This window comes from Heliomarina sp. (assembly GCF_052826185.1).
The window spans coordinates 84,773-102,970 of sequence record NZ_JBRBUI010000048.1 but is presented as its reverse complement, the minus strand read 5'-3'; the positions used below and the strand labels follow the sequence as shown (position 1 = coordinate 102,970).

At 57.4% G+C, this 18,198-nt stretch carries 16 protein-coding genes, 2 tRNA genes and 1 pseudogene; 7 read left to right on the top strand and 12 right to left on the bottom strand.

Annotated elements, in window-relative coordinates; genetic code table 11:
- From ACU0FH_RS16385 to msrP, 3 genes are all read right to left on the bottom strand, one after another.
- The coding region (locus ACU0FH_RS16385) for a hypothetical protein (RefSeq protein WP_446195724.1) at positions 1-267 on the bottom strand (267 nt) is incomplete at its 3' end.
- A gap of 1,035 nt (positions 268-1,302) precedes the next feature.
- Positions 1,303-1,914, bottom strand: a complete 612-nt coding sequence (gene msrQ / locus ACU0FH_RS16380; RefSeq protein WP_446195723.1) for a protein-methionine-sulfoxide reductase heme-binding subunit MsrQ — start codon at positions 1,912-1,914, stop codon at positions 1,303-1,305.
- A gap of 7 nt (positions 1,915-1,921) precedes the next feature.
- Entirely contained in the window at positions 1,922-2,818 is an 897-nt protein-coding gene (gene msrP, locus ACU0FH_RS16375; protein ID WP_446195722.1) for a protein-methionine-sulfoxide reductase catalytic subunit MsrP, read from the bottom strand.
- A 174-nt stretch (positions 2,819-2,992) separates the two neighbouring features.
- On the opposite strand from msrP, the gene ACU0FH_RS16370 reads away from it, so the two are divergent.
- Together ACU0FH_RS16370 and ACU0FH_RS16365 are read left to right on the top strand one after the other, a co-directional pair.
- A complete protein-coding gene (locus ACU0FH_RS16370; protein ID WP_446195721.1) occupies positions 2,993-3,433 on the top strand; it encodes a DUF302 domain-containing protein in 441 nt (146 codons plus the stop codon).
- 224 nt (positions 3,434-3,657) lie between these two features.
- Positions 3,658-4,191: a VPLPA-CTERM sorting domain-containing protein gene (locus tag ACU0FH_RS16365; protein ID WP_446195720.1), complete on the top strand. Its 534-nt coding sequence runs from the start codon at positions 3,658-3,660 to the stop codon at positions 4,189-4,191.
- A gap of 281 nt (positions 4,192-4,472) precedes the next feature.
- On the opposite strand, the pseudogene ACU0FH_RS16360 reads toward ACU0FH_RS16365, so the two are convergent.
- The 4 genes and pseudogenes from ACU0FH_RS16360 to ACU0FH_RS16345 form a co-directional block, all read right to left on the bottom strand.
- Positions 4,473-4,625, bottom strand: a pseudogene (locus tag ACU0FH_RS16360) (hypothetical protein); the annotation flags it as partial.
- Positions 4,565-5,095, bottom strand: a complete 531-nt coding sequence (locus ACU0FH_RS16355; RefSeq protein ID WP_446195719.1) for a hypothetical protein — start codon at positions 5,093-5,095, stop codon at positions 4,565-4,567. The pseudogene ACU0FH_RS16360 and the gene ACU0FH_RS16355, both read right to left, overlap by 61 nt.
- Positions 5,096-5,257: 162 nt before the next feature.
- Positions 5,258-7,876 (bottom strand): ATP-dependent chaperone ClpB, encoded by a 2,619-nt coding sequence (clpB, locus tag ACU0FH_RS16350; protein WP_446195718.1) that lies wholly within the window; start codon positions 7,874-7,876, stop codon positions 5,258-5,260.
- Positions 7,877-8,095: 219 nt separating this feature from the next.
- Complete coding sequence (locus ACU0FH_RS16345; protein WP_446195716.1) at positions 8,096-9,403, bottom strand: hypothetical protein; 1,308 nt, start codon at positions 9,401-9,403, stop codon at positions 8,096-8,098.
- A 267-nt stretch (positions 9,404-9,670) separates the two neighbouring features.
- On the opposite strand from ACU0FH_RS16345, the gene pyrF reads away from it, so the two are divergent.
- Positions 9,671-10,372 (top strand): orotidine-5'-phosphate decarboxylase, encoded by a 702-nt coding sequence (pyrF, locus tag ACU0FH_RS16340; RefSeq protein WP_238372943.1) that lies wholly within the window; start codon positions 9,671-9,673, stop codon positions 10,370-10,372.
- Between the two features lie 225 nt (positions 10,373-10,597).
- Here pyrF and ACU0FH_RS16335 read toward each other — a convergent pair whose 3' ends face one another.
- Positions 10,598-11,014, bottom strand: a complete 417-nt coding sequence (locus tag ACU0FH_RS16335) for an NUDIX hydrolase (protein WP_446195715.1) — start codon at positions 11,012-11,014, stop codon at positions 10,598-10,600.
- A gap of 100 nt (positions 11,015-11,114) precedes the next feature.
- On the opposite strand from ACU0FH_RS16335, the gene ACU0FH_RS16330 reads away from it, so the two are divergent.
- Positions 11,115-12,383, top strand: coding sequence for a DNA polymerase IV (locus ACU0FH_RS16330; RefSeq protein WP_446195713.1), 1,269 nt, complete (start codon positions 11,115-11,117; stop codon positions 12,381-12,383).
- A 172-nt stretch (positions 12,384-12,555) separates the two neighbouring features.
- On the opposite strand, the gene ACU0FH_RS16325 is transcribed toward ACU0FH_RS16330, so the two are convergent.
- On the bottom strand, positions 12,556-13,416 hold the full coding sequence (locus tag ACU0FH_RS16325) for an N-formylglutamate amidohydrolase (protein WP_446195712.1): 861 nt from the start codon (positions 13,414-13,416) through the stop codon (positions 12,556-12,558).
- 153 nt (positions 13,417-13,569) lie between these two features.
- Between ACU0FH_RS16325 and ACU0FH_RS16320 the strand changes: the two genes are divergently transcribed.
- Positions 13,570-13,644: transfer RNA gene (locus ACU0FH_RS16320), tRNA-Val, on the top strand.
- Positions 13,645-13,759: 115 nt separating this feature from the next.
- On the opposite strand, the gene ACU0FH_RS16315 is transcribed toward ACU0FH_RS16320, so the two are convergent.
- Positions 13,760-13,836, bottom strand: a tRNA-Arg gene (locus ACU0FH_RS16315).
- A 151-nt stretch (positions 13,837-13,987) separates the two neighbouring features.
- Between ACU0FH_RS16315 and ACU0FH_RS16310 the strand changes: the two genes are divergently transcribed.
- Positions 13,988-15,013 carry a LacI family DNA-binding transcriptional regulator gene (locus ACU0FH_RS16310; RefSeq protein ID WP_088631930.1) on the top strand — a complete coding sequence of 342 codons (1,026 nt, stop codon included), beginning with the start codon at positions 13,988-13,990 and terminating at the stop codon, positions 15,011-15,013.
- Complete coding sequence (locus ACU0FH_RS16305) at positions 15,007-16,218, top strand: winged helix-turn-helix domain-containing protein (protein ID WP_446195710.1); 1,212 nt, start codon at positions 15,007-15,009, stop codon at positions 16,216-16,218. Before ACU0FH_RS16310 ends, ACU0FH_RS16305 begins: the two co-directional genes overlap by 7 nt.
- Here ACU0FH_RS16305 and ACU0FH_RS16300 read toward each other — a convergent pair.
- Positions 16,176-17,192 (bottom strand): 3-hydroxyacyl-CoA dehydrogenase family protein, encoded by a 1,017-nt coding sequence (locus tag ACU0FH_RS16300; protein ID WP_446195709.1) that lies wholly within the window; start codon positions 17,190-17,192, stop codon positions 16,176-16,178. The genes ACU0FH_RS16305 and ACU0FH_RS16300 overlap by 43 nt on opposite strands.
- The gene (locus ACU0FH_RS16295; RefSeq protein ID WP_446195707.1) at positions 17,185-18,102 is read right to left on the bottom strand and encodes a helix-turn-helix transcriptional regulator; all 918 of its coding nucleotides are present in this window, start codon (positions 18,100-18,102) and stop codon (positions 17,185-17,187) included. The genes ACU0FH_RS16300 and ACU0FH_RS16295 overlap by 8 nt, the downstream gene beginning before the upstream one ends.
- Positions 18,103-18,198: the final 96 nt, after the last annotated feature.

Sequence of the window (18,198 nt, the reverse complement as noted above, 5' to 3'; positions counted from 1 at the left end):
GAAATAGACCAAACCGCCCACATATCTCTTCAGTTTGTCATCAATGTCAAATAGCGTAGAGACAAAACTCACAGGATGCGCCCTAAACTTATCGGCGCGCCCCGCCTGTAATACCTCAGATGTTCTTCTTTGCGTCTCGCTGCCGGCCCGTTCGTTTCCGTCCGTACCGCCCGTCTGGCGCCCCGTTAGCGCCTCAGCGCCGCCGGTGAGGGGGTATTTACGGATGACCCCGGATATCCGCAAGGGCTTTTTTGAGAAAGACGTCATCTTTTTTTCAAGAAAGTATATTATTTCATATTATCAAACGCTTAACTCCGGAAATTTTTGAGAAAAAGCTGTAAGGGGTCCCTCGCCGGGTTCGTTCGAAATCCGAATCCGGGTTCGATTTCGACTTATCCACCCGCTTATCCCCAAGGGATGCGGGAATCCGCGTGAATCTGACCCAGCGTCACCCGATTCACCCAGCGAGTCATCCGATTCACCTGCCCAAAACGAATGCCGCTCGCACCAGAGATGGGAGCGGCAGGTAAACGGGAAGGGGTACCGCCTCAGGCAGCGGCTCTGCAGCTTCCAGCCCGAACAGTACGAGTACACCTAGCATGAACGACAGGACCGAAAGCGTAGGCAACAATTCACCAAGGTCCTCGTGAACTCGAAACCAAAGATAAAGCTCTAGGCCGTAGCGCCGCGATTGGCGGCGAAGAAGGTTTAGCTCGCGGCTGCGTACAAGTTGAGCGGCCCGCCGACCAAAGACTCCGACACCGGCGTATTGTTCGACAGGCTTTCCACGGTAGAGATGCCACTGCCGAATGAATTCACGCCGGACGCCGTGACATCGAATGTGCATTTACTAAGTAACGTGCGTCAAAGCCTGTACGGGCTTCCAGCGTCACGTCCTGATCGACTGACATGGAACAGGACGGCGTGACTAGCGCCCTTCGATTGCCAGCACAGGTTTGGCCGGATGAGTAATAACGGTGCTTCAAGTTCCGATGCGAGGGAACTGCCGAGAGGTAGCGAAAGTGTAAGCTACGCCTTTGAACGGTTCGGCAAAACCGTTGAAGGGAATGACAATGCTATAGGCTACAGATCCGGGAACGACATTTCCATCAGTCATGTCGAGGGTTGAAGCCGGCGCAGAAGAGGTGGCGATCATGGCAACGGCGGCCACGCTGACCGACTTCAATGTGCCCTACACCGCCCGAGTCTTCCTCTGTCGCAGGACATCGGCCCCCGAACGCATGGATCTCTTCAGCTATATGCAAGAAGATGCCCGCAGGAATGATCCAATTGTTTCAAGTCTCAGGAAAGCTTTCGCTGTACATACTGTGCCGCCGCGCGCGGCATCAATCGAAGAGCCAGCAGAACCATGATTACAGCTAGATAGATCAGGGGTTCGATCTGGAATCCCTTGGCGAGCATCACGAAATGCACGGCCCCGAGGATGGCCGCAGGATAAACGAGCTTATGCAACTTCCGCCATTTGGCACCCAGTTTCCGAACAGAGAGATTGTTTGACGTTGCCACCAGAGGAACAAGCAACACGAACGCGGCCATTCCCACAGTAATATACGGACGCTTTACGATGTCCGCCCAGATCCGCGCCGGATCCTGCACATCTAGCACCAGCCATACCAGCAGATGGCAGGCAACATAATAGAAAGTCATCACCCCAATGGCGCGACGAAACCTCATCAGGTTCAGCCCGAGGAAACGTCGAAGTGGCGTGACCGCCAACCCTATGATCAGAAAGATCAAGGCCAGTTCACCCAGTTCATGCTCGAGCGCCTTGATCGGCTCGACCCCAAGCCCCCCGGTCAGGCCAAGATAAAGATACCAGAACGGGGGCAGCGCAAGCACGAGATAAACGGCCCAGACGGGCAGTTTGCGCAACAGGGTGTTGAGGTGGTTCATCTTCGGATCAGAAATTCTTGGCCAGATCCATACCTTCGTAAAGGCTGGCAACTTCGTCATAGCCATTGAACATCAAGGTGTCCTGCCGGCTGGCGAACAAACCTCCACCGATCCGCCGCTCGGTCGCCTGGCTCCAGCGCGGGTGATCGACGTTCGGGTTCACATTACTATAGAACCCGTATTCCCCGGCGTTCGCCTTGTTCCAGCTTGTCGGGGGTTCCTGATCGGTCGCGGTGATCCGGACGATCGACTTGATCGACTTGAAACCATATTTCCATGGCACGACCAGACGCAGGGGCGCGCCGTTCTGGTTCGGGATCGGCTGGTCATAGATTCCAGTGGCCATGATCGTCAGCGGATGCCGCGCCTCGTCAAGCCGCAAACCTTCAACATAAGGCCAGTCCAAAACCGCATACCTTACGCCCGGCATCTCCTCAGGACGGAGGGCCGTCTGGAACGCTAGGTATTTCGCGCCCGGCTGGACGCCGACCATATCCAAGAGGTCGGCGAGTTCGAAACCCTGCCAAGGGATGACCATCGACCAAGCCTCGACACAGCGAAAACGATAGATCCGCTCTTCGATTGTCATGTTCGACATGATTTCTTGGAAATCGTACGTCCCGGGCTTATCGACAAGCCCGTCGATTTCAACGCTCCAAGGCGACGTCGTCAGCATATGCGCGTTTTCTGCCGGATCGCCCTTGCCAGTGCCGAATTCGTAGAAATTGTTATAGCTGGTGATCTCTTCGTAGCTGTTCGGCTCAAGCCCCTCGGCCGCCGCCCGGCCCCCGATCGACGCAAGACCAAGCCCGGACAATCCGGCCATGATCTGGCGACGGTTCACATACAGGTTCTTTGGCGTGACATCTTTTGCAGTCAGGTCGTTCTTCCAGCGAAAAGCCATATAGCTCCCTCCTCAGCAGCATTCAAATATATGTAGGACAGAGCCTTTCGCAGACCAAACCAATTCATCTCACGATGGAGAGACCGGTTTGTAACCTTTTGGCTTTTGTATACTCTGCCATTTTCCGCACTTGTCTGTTAATGAGGCGACAGATTGAACTGTGGGGTTTCCAACATGCTACGCCTTTTGCTTGCTGCCCTGATCGCAACGATCCCGATCTCAACAACCGCTCAGGACATTGTTTCGTATGAAACCGACCAAAGTTTCGACGATGTCGTGTTCGGATTGGAAAGCGCCATTCTTGATCGCGGGCTGGTTATCGACGGTCAAAATCATGTTGGCGAAATGCTGGCTCGGACACGCGAAGATGTCGGTTCCGACAAGATCATCTTTGAACACGCCGAGGTCTACAGTTTCTGCTCTGCCGTGCTTTCCCGCAAGATGATGGAGGCGGACCCGCTCAACATCGGCTTCTGCCCCTACGATATTTTTGTTGCGCAACCTGTAGGGGAAAACGTTATCATAGGTTTTCGAAACTTTCCCGAGGGTCCGATGAAGGAAGTTCAATCTCTGCTTGATTCGATTGCCCGGTCTGCCATCGGCGATGGCAACTGAAAAAGACCGGTGTCGCGAACGCGAAAACTGCGTTTCGGTAAACAATTCAGTATCTGGTTGCGCAATCACGTCATAAAAATGCCTCATTTTCGACCGCATGGGACGCGTTTCGTAAACAATCACTTGGTTTAACTTTGATTAAATCCTTGCTTTGTGTAGATTGAGCTTGGGGACCGACAGTCCAATAACAAGTGAGTCGGATTTCCTAGTTCAGGAGAAAAGTCATGTTCCGAAAGCCTATAGTACTCGCCCTAGCGGCGATCTTCTCTCTCTACGCCACGATATCGTCGGCGGCGGTCACCACCAGCGGAATCTTCAATACACCCGTATCGCTCTCTGCCGGTGACACTGCCAAGGGGTTTGCTGATGCCGAAGCATTCGACCTCTATGCCGGTACGTCGGCCACCATCACGGCAATGGACGATCTGGAACTGCTACTGACAGCGACGGTCAACCCGTTTCTGCTCGGCGGCAACTCCATTGAGCTCTCTTACTCGTTCAATGGTCTTCCTTCCGTTGTACTTCCTATCACCCCGACGAACGGCACAGGTGCGGCAAGCCTCAACCTGTCCATGAGCGCACTCGATACGCTTGAACTCTTTGTCGATGGTGAAGCAGGAAGAGCGGGTAATCTCGTCACTGTCGTCCTGTTGACCGAAGCTCCGGCAGCGGTACCGCTTCCGGCGGCAGGCGGAATGCTTTTAACTGCGCTTGGCGGCATCTACATTGCACGTCGGCGCTCCAAAAAAGCATCGTAGAGTTAAGATACGGATCCACGCCAAGAAAATTGGCGTGGGTCACCCTAATCTTGCGAAGCCGGACCTGTTCAGTAGAGGATGTGATCCTCGGTAAGGTCAGCCGCAGCTATCCCCGAAAACAGAACGGTCGTCGCGCCATAGGACATGACAGCACCATCCTCGGTGAAATCGAGCGTGAACGCCACCTTTTTCCGGCTCAGATAGACCAGATCGACCTCGAGTTCGAAATCGCGGATCTTGTCCGAACCGTGTTTCGGACCAAAGATGAATCGATCTGCGCCTTCGCCGCCGACTAGCCAGTCGTTTCCGCCGCCGCCCTCAAGCCCATCGTCACTTGCACCACCCTTGAGTAAATCTCTGTGCGCACCCCCTTTTAATGTGTCGTTTCCTTTCTGACCGACAAACTTGTCGTTGCCCTTCTGACCAAAGAGCAGATCAACCCATTCCCGCCATACAAGACATCACGCGCAACGCCGTCAAAGAACTCGTCCCGGCCGGCGCCGAGAAAGACCTTCGAACCCAGGTGGAAATAGTCGTCCGCATGGGAGAAAAAGCCGCCCCCGATGTCCTTTTTGTTGCCCGCGTGAACTTCCCAGTGCATCGAGCTGAAGTAATCCAACAGGTTTTCCGGACCATCCACGACCGCAACCAAGTCAGCCCAGTCCAGATCGAGTTCTTCCATCGAAAAGACTTCGCTGTATTGAAAGACTTCGCTGTATTGGTTGTGTCGCTCAACGTCGATCTCATGGATGGTGCCACCGCTGTTGTCCGTTTCTTCGAAAACGAAATCCACGCCGGACAGGGTCATCTCGCCAGTGTCAGGTTGAACAGTGATCGCCGTCTCGGTCGCTGAAATAATCGATCCAAACCGCGTATCTAGCGTTTCGCTGAAATCCTGTATCACGCTGGGTGCGCCTAGGATATCCAGCCTGTCATCCGGCCGTCACGCAAAATTGGCAAACTTTCTCCCCGCCGGCTTCCAAAATAGGATCTATGAATACCGTAGCACTCTAAATACTTGATTTTTAAATGACCAAGAAAAAAGGGGGCCGAAGCCCCCTTTCCGTCAGTGGACGACCGCGTCATCCGGTTTGGGTCGGTTCGACGCACCGACCCTGTCGCCAATAAGCAAGCCATCCGCGCCTGCGCTGACCGGCACGACCGATCCGTCAAGCACATCCCCGGCCAATAGCATTTCCGCCAGCGGGTTCTGCAACGCATTCTGGATCACCCGCTTGAGCGGGCGCGCCCCAAACACCGGGTCATAGCCTTCATCCGCAAGCCATGTCTTCGCCGCATCGTCGAGTTCGAGCGTGATCTTGCGGCTTGCCAGACGCTTACTGAGGCGCCGCAGCTGGATATCGACAATCGCATCCATATCCTTGCGCGCCAGACGATCAAAGATGATCGTCTCGTCCAGACGGTTCAGGAATTCCGGCCGGAAGTGGGCCCGTACGGCATCCATCACATCGCGCCGCGCCTGGGAGGCATCCGCGCCGTCGGGAAGCTGGCTCAATGCCTGCGCGCCAAGGTTCGAAGTCAGCACGATCAGCGTCTGCTTGAAGTCGACGTGGTGACCCTGACCGTCGGTCAGCATCCCGTCGTCCAGAACCTGCAGCAGGACGTTGAACACGTCCGGATGCGCCTTTTCGACCTCGTCGAACAGCACGACCTGATAGGGACGCCGGCGTACGGCTTCGGTCAGAACACCGCCCTCATCATATCCGACGTAACCCGGAGGCGCACCAATCAGGCGAGCGACGGAATGCTTCTCCATGAATTCACTCATGTCGATACGCACCATCGCCTGATCGTCGTCGAACAGGAATTCGGCAACGGCCTTCGTCAACTCGGTCTTACCGACACCGGTCGGCCCGAGGAACAGGAACGAACCCAGCGGACGGTTTTCGTCGTTCAGCCCGGCACGGGCACGACGTACCGCGTTAGCCACCGCACGAACGGCCGCGTTTTGCCCGACGACACGACGGTGCAAGTCGTCTTCCATGCGCAACAACTTCTCACGCTCGCCTTCGAGCATCTTGGACATCGGTATCCCGGTCCAGCGCTCGACCACGCTCGCGATCTGTTCGGGGCGCACGGCCTCTTCGACCATCAGCCCGCTGTCTTCGCGCTGCTCCGCGTCGGCCAGCTGCTTTTCGAGTTGCGGGATCACGCCATATGAAAGCTCACCGGCCTTGGCCAGATTGCCTTCACGCTTGGCGATCTCCAACTCGGCCCGTGACTTGTCGAGCTGCTCCTTAAGATCACGCGCACCGGCCAGCTTGTCGCGTTCGGCCTGCCATGCGGCGGTCAGCTCGGCACTCTTCTCCTGCAATTCAGACAAGTCCTTTTGCAGGGTTTCGAGACGATCCCGGGACGCCGCATCCTCTTCCAGTTTCAGAGCCTCTTCCTCGATCTGCAACTGCAGGATTTGGCGATCAAGCTGGTCAAGTTCCTCAGGCTTAGAGTCGACCTCCATCCGCAACCGGCTTGCGGCCTCGTCGACAAGGTCAATAGCCTTGTCGGGCAGGAAGCGGTCAGTAATGTAGCGGTTCGACAGGGTTGCCGCCGCCACCAGCGCCGCGTCCGCAATGCGGACCCCGTGGTGCAGCTCGTACTTTTCCTTGATACCCCGCAGGATCGAGATCGTATCCTCAACCGTGGGCTCGCTGACCATCACCGGCTGGAAACGCCGCGCCAGAGCCGCGTCCTTTTCCACGTACTTGCGATATTCGTCGAGAGTCGTCGCACCGATGCAATGCAGCTCACCCCGCGCCAGCGCAGGTTTGATCAGGTTTGCAGCGTCCATGGCGCCGTCAGCCTTGCCCGCGCCAACCAGCGTATGCATTTCGTCAATGAATAGGATGATTTCGCCAGCGGCATCGGTAACCTCGGTAAGAATGGACTTGAGGCGTTCCTCAAATTCACCGCGATACTTCGCACCGGCAATCAGCGCACCCATGTCCAGAGCGAGCAGCTTTTTGTTACGCAGGGACTCAGGCACATCGCCATTGATGATGCGAAGCGCAAGCCCTTCGGCAATTGCCGTCTTACCCACACCGGGTTCACCGATCAGCACCGGGTTATTCTTGGTCCGGCGGCTCAGAACCTGCATCGCACGACGAATTTCCTCGTCCCGTCCGATGATCGGGTCAATCTTGCCCTGCTCGGCGGCTTCAGTCAGATCGCGGGCATATTTTTTCAGAGCATCATAGCCTTCTTCGGCTGTTGCCGAATCCGCCGTACGCCCCTTGCGAATATCGTTGATCGCTTCGTTCAGCGCCTGTGCGGAAACCTTGCCTGCGTCCAGCGCATCCTTGGCTTTCGATTTGACCATGCACAGCGCCATGAGCACGCGTTCGACAGTTACGAAGCTGTCCCCGGCCTTTGACGCAAGCTTTTCAGCCTCGGCCAGAACCCGGCCGGTCGCACTGTCCAGATAGACCTGTCCGGCGTCGCCGCTAACCTTGGGCAGCTTTGCCATCGAAAGATCAAGCGCTTCGACAACGCGAGCAGGCTGTCCGCCCGCGCGGGAAATCAGGTTGCTCGCCAGCCCCTGATCATCATCCATCAAAGCTTTCAGAAGATGTTCTGGCACCAGACCCTGGTGACCTTCGCGCATCGCGATTGTTTGAGCGGCCTGCACGAAACCACGTGCCCGCTCCGTGAACTTGTTCAAGTCCATCGTTCTCTCCTTTATAAAGCGCCCGCCTTGTCGGCGCCCGCTATGCGGCACGCCTTTTTATGGGCCTCGATAGAAAGATGGGCAATTCATTCGCCCGTTCAAGATATCCTAGGCAACTTTTCGCGAGGATTCGGAGGGGCTTGGGCAATTTCGAAAGAAAAAAAGCGGACCGGGTTAAAACCGTTCCGCCTTTTCCTGACATCCATTCTGGCAGTCTCGTTATTCGCCGGATTGCATCGCTTCATTCGCCTTTTGCAAAGCTTCAACTGCCGCTGCAGCCGCATTCGCCGCCTCTTGCGCCGCGCTGGCCGCCGCCTTTGACGCTTCGAGCGCCGAGGTCGCTGCCTGTTCCAGCGCTTCCATCTGGGCGGTCGTCATGGACGACGATTGATCCTGAGACTCCGTATTGGGTTGAGATTGCTCCGCATCACCGCTCGCGGCCTGTTCCTCCATCGCCATTTCTTCTTCGGACCCGGAGGTTTCCTGAGTAGTACTCTGATCTGATGCCGAAGTCGCTTCCCCGGCAGCTGTGGTCACATTGGCCGCTTCATCGTTATCCGTACCGTCTGTACTGGCCGTTTCTTCGGAAGATGTGCCCTCGCTGACTTCGACGGATTGGACTTCGGTGCTGTTCTCTTCGCTAGCAGCGGTTTCGGTAGCTTCGCCCGGCTCGCTGGTCATGGCGTCGTCAGAATTGCTGGTTGCCGCCATCGTCCCGTTAGCCGCTTCGTCGTTATCAGTACTATCGCTACCGATCATTTCCGCAGACACAGTAGACTCGCTTGCATCAGCCGATTCCTCTTCGGAACCGGTGTCATCATTTGCAGCCGTTTCGGTCGCTTCACCCGTCTCATCTGCCGAATTGGCGTCGGACGCATCGGGTGCGGCCGGTTCCGTGTCGCCTTCATTATCTGGGCTTGCTGCCGATGCGGATGCTGTCTCCGCTTCCTCAGCTGCGGCAGTATCATCAGACGACGAAGCAGCTTCCTGCTCGGTGGTATCTCCCGAAGCCGCCGCTTCACTGTCACCATTTACAGTCGCATTCTCGGTGGTCTCGTCGGAATCACTTTCAGCAGAGGCAGTCTCCGAGTCGGTTTCTTCCGCCGCAACTGGAGCCGGCTCGTCTGTGGTGGAGCGTGTGTCCTCATCGCCCGCAGACTCCTCTGCCGCTAATGCAGCGCTTGCATCGCCAGCTTCGGAATCGTCGGGAGAGCTCGCGTCGGCCTGTTCCGTTTCTAGATCGGCTGCACCCTCTGCGTCAGACGGTGCTTGTTCTCCGGAAGTTTCCGCAGGTTCATCGGATGCTTCTGAAGAAGCTGTTTCGGCCTCACCCTCGGTCGCTTCCGTTTCCGCCGCAGCCTCCTGCGTAGCCTCAGGATCATTCACAGAAGCTGCATCCTCAGACACGGGTTCTGCGGCGCTGGTCTCCTCTGGATCAGCCGCCTGCGCAGTTTCGGTCGAGCTGCCCGAGAAATTCATCACGAGGCCGATGACGACAGCTACCGCGACGCCAAGGCCGATAATCATCGGAAACACGCCAATCGATTTCGATTTCGTTCGACCAACCGAATGGGCCGTTTTGGCCCCCACATTCCCGGACGTTCCAGCCGCGTTCTGCGATTTCGACGCCGAGCTGTCTCCCGATGATTTTCCGGTATCTTCCGCTTCTGACATAAAAATGCTCCGTCCCAAATGTTTCGACCAGACAAGGGGCGAACGTCGAAGGACTGGCATCGGTTCCAGAACTCTATTATGTGGCCGTCATCAACGCCAAAGCCCGGATGGAGATCCCGCATGACCGATGAACGGCTGATAGTCGCGCTCGATGTACCAGACGCCGTTCAAGGGCTGGCCCTGACCGAACAGCTTGGCGACAGCGTCGGCTTTTACAAGATCGGCCTTGGTATGCTGACCACCGGCGGTCTCGCTCTCGCCAACGAGTTGATCCAGGAACACGGCAAACGCATTTTCCTGGATATGAAGCTGTTCGATATCTCCAATACCATCGAGAATGCCGTACGCGGCCTTTCGCGCTTTGATCTCGACTTCCTGACGGTCCACGGTGACCCACATGTGATACGCGCAGCGAAGCAAGGCGCCTCAGGAAGCAAGCTCAAGATCCTAGGCGTGACCATCCTGACGTCGCTCGACCGTGCCGATCTGGACGCGGGGCTCATGAAAGAAGGTGACGTCGCAGATCTGGTCCTGAATCGAGCCGGAAACGCTTTTGACGCCGGGGCGGACGGTGTCATCGCCTCCCCGCAGGAAGCCGCCGCGATCCGCGCCCTTCCCGAAGCGCATGACCGGCTCATCGTCACACCCGGCGTTCGCCCCGCTGGCAGCGCAAAAGGTGACCAGAAACGCACCGCCACCCCCGGAGAAGCCATCGCGAACGGTGCAGATCACGTGGTGGTCGGTCGACCGGTCTACGGTGCGCCCGCGCCCCGCGCTGCTGTCGAAGCCATTCTCGACGAGATGAAAACGGTCAGCAATTAAGCAGCCTTTTGCATTTGGACCGCGAATTTCCGCCGTTTTGTTCCCGCTAGGGCACAATCTCGATTCACTTACCCTGGGTAAGGCAATCCCTACTTTCGGGAAATGCACCTATGATCGAAAATGACAGCGAGACACTCCCCCGACGAACCTTATCTTCCTGTGGTTCGTCACCTCCCCCCGCGAAAGCGCGGGGGGTCTTTCGTTAGGGGCCGGCGAACTTAACCATCAGCCCGCACCGACCCCATCCAATCCCAGATAAGTTGACAGATGCTTGGCAAAATGCGGAATCGCCATTGCATCGCGGCAATAATCTTCGGGGCGCATGACGGCCCATCCCTGACCTTCATTTCCAAAACAGATGTCCCGCGTTCGGACGACCGGCAGATGCGCCACAAAGAACCAGCTCTGCCCCTCCGGACGTTGCGAAATCGCCGACCAGACAAGTTGTTCTGCTTTCAATTCAAGACCGACTTCCTCGTAAGTCTCACGCAGGGCGCATTCCTCCGGCGTTTCCCCGTTTTCCCGGCCGCCACCCGGCAAATCCCAATACCCCGGAAAAGGAATCTCAGGCCTCATGTCCCTGCGGATGACAAGCAATTGCGAGCCGAGAAAGACAGCGACTTTCGCACCTGAAAACTCCATGCCCATACTCCCGGCTGAAAGATCGGCACCTTCACGCACTGGCGATGGTGTTGAAGAAGACATATCATGTAGACCAGTCTCTGCGAAACGAAACGATCCCATGGCTTCTCTTTGCCGCGAATGCGCCCGGGCACTGGAATTGCCCTCCCAGACAAAAGCAGCGCGCTGCCCGTACTGCGGCAGCATGCGCATTACCACGCATGAAGAACTGTTCGATCTGAAGATCGCCCATATGGACTGTGATGCATTCTACGCGAGCGTCGAAAAGCGTGAAAATCCGGAACTCGCCGACAAGCCCGTGATCATCGGTGGCGGTCGACGGGGAGTCGTTTCGACCGCCTGCTACATCGCTCGTATACGAGGCGTCAGATCGGCCATGCCGATGTTTCAGGCGCTGAAACTCTGCCCGGACGCGGTAATCGTGAAACCGCGTATGTCGCTCTATGTCGAAGTTTCCCGAGAAATCCGGAAAATGATGGAAAGCCTGACACCGGCGGTACAGCCATTGTCACTCGACGAAGCCTTTCTCGACCTCACGGGCACCCAACGTCTGCACGGAGCGCCCCCGGCGATCATGCTGGCCCGGCTCGTCAAACGAATGAAGGAAGAGCTGGGTGTAACCGGTTCGATTGGTCTCTCCCACAACAAGTTTCTTGCGAAAGTCGCCTCTGACCTAGACAAGCCCCGCGGCTTCTCTCTCATCGGCCAGAAAGAGACGGCGGATTTTCTGAGAGACAAACCCGTGCGGCTCATCTGGGGTATCGGTCCATCGGCGCAGCAATCTCTCGAAAAGGTCGGGATCCGAAGTTTCTCGGATCTGCTGCGCTGGGATCGTGAGGAGTTGGTCACGCGTTTCGGCAGCACAGGCGAAAGGTTGTGGCATCTCGCGCGGGGCGAAGATCATCGACGGGTCTCCGCCAACGAGCCGGTAAAATCCATCTCGAAAGAAACGACTTTCAATGAGGACACGGCTGATCCGGAGGTGCTGGATGGGCACCTGTGGCGCCTCTCTGTGCAGGTGGCAGACCGGGCAAAGGCGCGGAATCTCTCAGGGCGCGTGGTTACCTTGAAGCTGAAACGTATCGACCACAGCTCAATCACACGCAGGCATAAGCTGCGCAGTCCGACGCACATGGCCGACACAATCTATAGCGAAGCTCGGGCCCTCCTCGATCATGCCTCTGTGTTGGGGCCATTCCGATTGATCGGCTGTGGCCTTTCCGAGTTGTGCGAAGACTCGGGCGCAGAGTCACAGTCAGATCTGCTCGCCCCCAACCATGCCCAGCGCATCAACTCGGAGCATGCGACAGATGCAATACGCGCAAGATTTGGACCTGATGCCATTCTGAAAGGCCGCGCGCTTCGGTGAGGCGCAAAAGCTGGCCGACCGTTACAATTGGGGCTCTGCCCCAAACCCCGGGATATTTAAAACCCAAAGAAGTTGAAGACGCCTTTGCTTCTTTGGGTACCCGAATATCCCCGCCGGAGGCAACGTGCCGCCACAGGCGGCGCGAATTGCTTAGCAATAGGAGGCTCGCCGACTATTCTGCCGCCAGTGGAACGCATTCGCGACCGATTTCAACGATCTGCCCGACGACGCCACGTAACAGACCGACAACCTCTTCGAAATTCGGTGCCGGCTCAATAGTCCGTTCATTCATATAGAGCGAACGGTCAATTTCAATCTGTATGGCATGTTGGCGACGGGACGGTCGACCATAGGCCTGTGTCACATAGGCACCGGCGAAGGGCGCATTTCGCGTCACTTTAAGACCGGCGACGGAAAAACACGCCTCTATCCGGTCGACCACGTCCCTGCCGGCGGCAGCACCGAAACGATCGCCGAGAACGACTTCCGGCATCCCCCCCCGATTCCGGGAACTGCCCTCCATCGCTTCATGCGGCATAGAATGGCAGTCAATCAGGATTGCTTCGCCGAACTTTGCATGCGCTTGGTTCAGAACATCCTGAAGAACCGCATGATACGGTTTCCAATAATCTTGGATCCGTGTCGCTGCTTCTGCGCGGGGAATCTTGCCCCGGTAAATGGCCCTGCCATTTGCCACGACGCGAGGGATCACGCCCAACCCACTGGCGATTCTCGGATTATGCCCCTGACGCCTGACACCTTCGATCAAGGCCGGATCAAGTTCATCGGCGCTTCGATTCATGTCGAGATAGGCCCGCGGGACACCGGCAAGCAGCAAGGGCGAACCGAATTCAGGGGCGCATGAGAACAACCGATCCACGAAGGCATCTTCCGAAGAACGAATCGTGTGTTCGTCCAATTGGCTCTGCTTCAGGAATTCTTCGGGATAGTCGCTGCATGAATGTGGCGACGCGAAAACGACGCTGGAAAGTTTCCGCAGCGGTTCTACCAAGTGAAATGCAGGCTGGGGCATCTCTTCTCCCTATCGACGCTCCGGATCATAGCCCGGAAACATTCCGTATCAAAAGCCCTTGATCACCCCTACGACTCCTTTTATAGACCCGCTACCGGCGCGGGCATTACCGCGCTCCACTTATGTGGAGCAAAGGCTTAAACCGGGATTCATGGGCGATTAGCTCAGTGGTAGAGCACTTCGTTGACATCGAAGGGGTCACAAGTTCGAACCTTGTATCGCCCACCATGAATCCCGCTCCGGTTCCACGCGCAAATCCCCACGAACCGGTCACTCGCGACATCAATATCACCTGCACCGCAAGCACCTGCACAAGTTTGCGTGAAACGCTGCTATCGATAAGTGGTGACCCCGGCAGGATTCGAACCTGCAACCTGCCCCTTAGGAGGGGGCTGCTCTATCCAGTTGAGCCACGGGGCCACGCGTCTCTCTTATCTCGACAGGTCTCCTTTGTCATGACCTTTGCGCCCAGTATCAACAGGTTGTTGAATAATCGTTTCGGTTTAAGTTAACGTCTGAGTATTATTCACTGTATGGCCTTACGGGGCCGCATTTCTGGAAGGTCACGCCATTGTCCCTGGAAGCCAAACGACCGCTGACCCTTCGCGATGTCTCCGAAGCCTCGGGTGTATCCGAAATGACGGTCAGCCGCGTATTGCGGAACCGTGGTGACGTAAGCCAGGCAACCCGGGAAAAGGTTCTCGCCGCAGCCAAGCAGCTAGGCTACGTGCCTAACAAGATCGCCGGGGCGCTGGCGTCGAACCGGGTGAACCTTGTTGCGGTCATCATTCCCTCGCTGTCCAACATGGTATTTCCCGAGGTGCTGACCGGCATAAACCAGGTGCTCGAGGATACGGTTCTGCAACCGGTTGTGGGCGTTACCGACTACCTGCCCGAAAAGGAAGAACGCGTTCTTTACGAAATGCTGTCGTGGCGGCCCTCCGGTGTGATCATCGCAGGGCTGGAACATTCCGAGGCCTCGCAGACGATGCTCGAGGCCGCCGGCATCCCCGTGGTCGAGATCATGGACACGGACGGCAAGCCTGTCGATGCGATGGTTGGCATCTCGCACCGGCGCGCAGGACGCGAAATGGCGCAGGCCATTCTCAAAGCCGGGTTTTCCCGCATTGGCTTTATGGGCACAAAAATGCCGCTGGATCATCGCGCTCGCAAACGCTTCGAGGGCTTTACCGAGGTGCTCGCCAAGAACGGCGTCGAGATCGAAGACCGCGCGTTTTATCAGGGCGGTTCGGCGCTCGCCAAAGGCCGCGAGATGACACAGGCGATGCTGGAACGCTCGCCTGACCTTGATTTTCTGTATTATTCCAACGACATGATAGGCGCGGGCGGGCTTCTCTACTTGTTGGAGCAGGGCGTCGATGTGCCCGGTCAAATCGGGCTTGCCGGCTTCAACGGGGTTGAGCTGCTACAGGGTCTGCCGCGTAAACTTGCAACGATGGATGCCTGCCGGTTGGAGATCGGGCGCAAGGCAGCCGAGATTATTTCGGCCCGGATGAGCGATCCGCCGCAACCGGTAGAGAACATCGTTACGCTCACGCCAAAAATCACCTACGGCGATACGCTGAAACGGTGGTAACCCCGCTCGAACTGGACAACCGGACAGCGCGGCGGATCTTCCTGCAACGCCACGACCTGTCGGATGCGCCGAGCGGCCCGGGCAAAGGCGCGGATTTGGACGCGCTGATCCAGCGGCTTGGCTTCGTACAGCTTGACAGCATCAACACCGTAGCGCGGGCGCATGACCTGATCCTGTTCGCTCGACGCCCAGCTTATCGGCCTAGGCACCTCAAACGCTTGCATGATGTCGACAGGGCATTGTTCGAACATTGGACCCATGATGCCGCAGTCATACCGATGCCATTCTACCGTCATTGGCACCTTCGCTTTAGACGCGATGCCGAGGCCTTGCGCGCCAGGTGGAAACGCTGGCAAGGGCACGACTTCGACCAGCAATTCGAACCGGTACTGCGCCATATCCGCGACCACGGCCCGGTCGGAACTTCTGATGTGGGCAAGGATGAAAAGAAATCGAGCGGGGGCTGGTGGGAATGGCACCCGTCCAAGACCGCGCTTGAGTATCTTTGGCGCAGCGGTGCGCTGACCGTTACACGTCGCGATGGTTTCCGCAAGCAATACGACTTGACGGAGCGGGTGATCGAAGAGAACCTCTGCGTTGCCAAAGGCTCTCCCGATCCCGTTGAAAGCATCGACTGGTTATGCAACGCCGCGCTCGACAGGCTCGGCTTTGCGACCTCGGGCGAAATCGCAGCGTTCTGGGCGACGGTAACCCCACAGGAGGCCAAGGCCTGGGTCGAAGGTCAGGTTCAGACCGGGGCGCTAATACCAGTTCGTATCACTTGCAATGGCGGCGCTCAGAGGGCGGTTTTTGCCCGCCCGAACATTGCGTATGCACCCATCGAACCCCCGACCGGTCGGTTGCGTGTTCTAAGCCCGTTCGACCCCGCCTTGCGCGACAGGAACAGAGCCGAGCGCCTGTTCGGCTTCGACTACCGTATCGAAATCTTCGTGCCCGAAGCGCAGCGCAAGTACGGCTACTATGTCTTTCCACTTCTTGAAGGCGATCGCATCGTCGGTCGGATCGACATGAAAGCGCACCGGGATCAGGACGTTCTGAAAATCACTGCTCTCTGGCCGGAACGCGGTGTAAAATGGTCAGGCGGCAGGCTTGCAAAGCTCGAAGCGGAACTGAACCGTATCACAAGGCTGGCAGGCGTGTCTCAGATCGAATTTTTGCCGGGCTGGTTGCGCGACCCGCTCTGATTTGACCAATTTATCCAGCCGGGCGGCAGGCCGAGACCGTGAATCCCGACGGTTTCGATCAGTTCCGAAGATGCACCTGTTTTCCGTCCCGCCTCAAATAGCGCTTGCTGAAGGAATCCCACTATTTCTGCTTCACTGAAACTACGCTGTTCCACACGCGCGAAATGCGCCTCTTCCCGGATCAGATCTTCGACAAGCGGATCGATCACCGCACCGCCACCACCGGGATAACGGTACCAGCCGACGCCAACCTTCTTGCCCAGCCGGCCCTCTTCGACCATCCGGTCGGCGATCAGTTGTGAATCATCGCCCCGACGACGCCGGTCCGCATAGGCAACCTCCGTCCCGACAAGATCCTGCGCCTCATGGGGTCCCATAGCGAACCCCTCGGCGACAAGTGCCTCATCGATTTCATGCGGGACGGCTCCACGCATCTGCAGATATTCCAGCGACGCCCACCACGCCTGCTCCAGCGATGCGCTGAGAAGGATGCTGTCACGAGGGCATATGATAGCTTTTCGTCCGAGTTCTTTGGCCAGAACGACAGCTTCCTCGCAGTTGCCCTGCCGGTCCGGCGTGATCTCGGCAAGGCGGCGCAGATGAGCCGGTGCCGCCAGATGAAGGCCGACGCAGTTGCCCAAAGGCGACTCCATAGTGACCTCGCGATCTACACAACAGATCAAGGCATTGCCCGGAACCTGCGCCTCGAGGTTACGATGAAAATTTATCCGAGCGGCCCGCGGCAGATCCGTAGCTTCAACAACGATTTCCGCCGATTTCAGGGCTCCGATCTCTGCTGTAACCTGAACAGCCTCGCCGCGAACGTGTCTGAGAAATACCGCAAACCTCTCCGCGCTCGCAGCATCCTCTTCAAAGACGACGACATCGTAACCACCCTTGGCGCCGAGGGAGGCAAGGGCGATGGCTTCGGCGCCGCTGCCGATAATCACCATGCGGCGCATTGCTTCAGCCAAGGAACCCGCGCGCCCGGATAAGTTCGACCAATTGGGATAATGCTGTCTCAACAGCGACTCCCGACGTGTTAAGCTGCGCCTCTGCGCGGGCGTAAAGCGGCTCGCGGCTGGTCAGGATTGATTTCAGCTGTTCCATCGCTTCGGGGTTTCCAGCCATCGGGCGTTCGTCCCCTTGCGCGCGGACCCGCATCATGTGTTCGTCCGGCGAAGTACGCAGCCACACGGTGTGGAACCGGCTGAGCAGCGTATTGTAAGTTTCGGGCTCAACGACGATACCGCCCGCCACCGCCAGCACAACGGTGTCATAGGTCGCGATAACCCGGTCGATAGCCTGCGCTTCGAGGCTGCGATAGCCTTCCTGACCATAAAGCGCGAGAACCTCTTCCACGGGCATCCCGCTGTGCTCTTCGATCTCACGGTTCAACTCGACGAAAGGTACGCCCATCGCCTTGCCAACCATCGCGCCAAGAGTCGATTTCCCCGCCCCGCGCAGACCGATCAGGCAAAGCCGACTGGCGCGACGGGTATCTTGATTTTCCGCGTTGAGCACGTCCAGCACATCCTGCTGGATTGATTTACTGGCGAGACGATAAAGGTCGGCAACCCGAGTCACTTCGGACGTCCACGGGTCCTCCTCGCTGATCAGCCATTCGATGCGATGGTCAAGCGCGATGGCAACGCGCAGCAGCAACCCGATCGAGATATTACCTTCACCCGCTTCAAGCTGGGCAAGATAACGCGGAGACACGCCGGAAATCTCAGACAACACGCGGCGCGGAATACCCTTGCGTTCGCGCGCCTTGCGCACGCGTTCACCGACACGGCGAATGAGCGACGCAACCGCGTCATCGACCGGAGTTTGCGTCCCGCCGGGCTTGGTTTCGCCCCGAAAGTTGGTGATTTCGCTCATGTCTCGCCGCTGTGTGTACTATATTGCAACACCTACGACGTGCGCAGATTTCTGGCAATCTGTTTCGGAATTACCCGACTCTAAGCGTCGGACAAT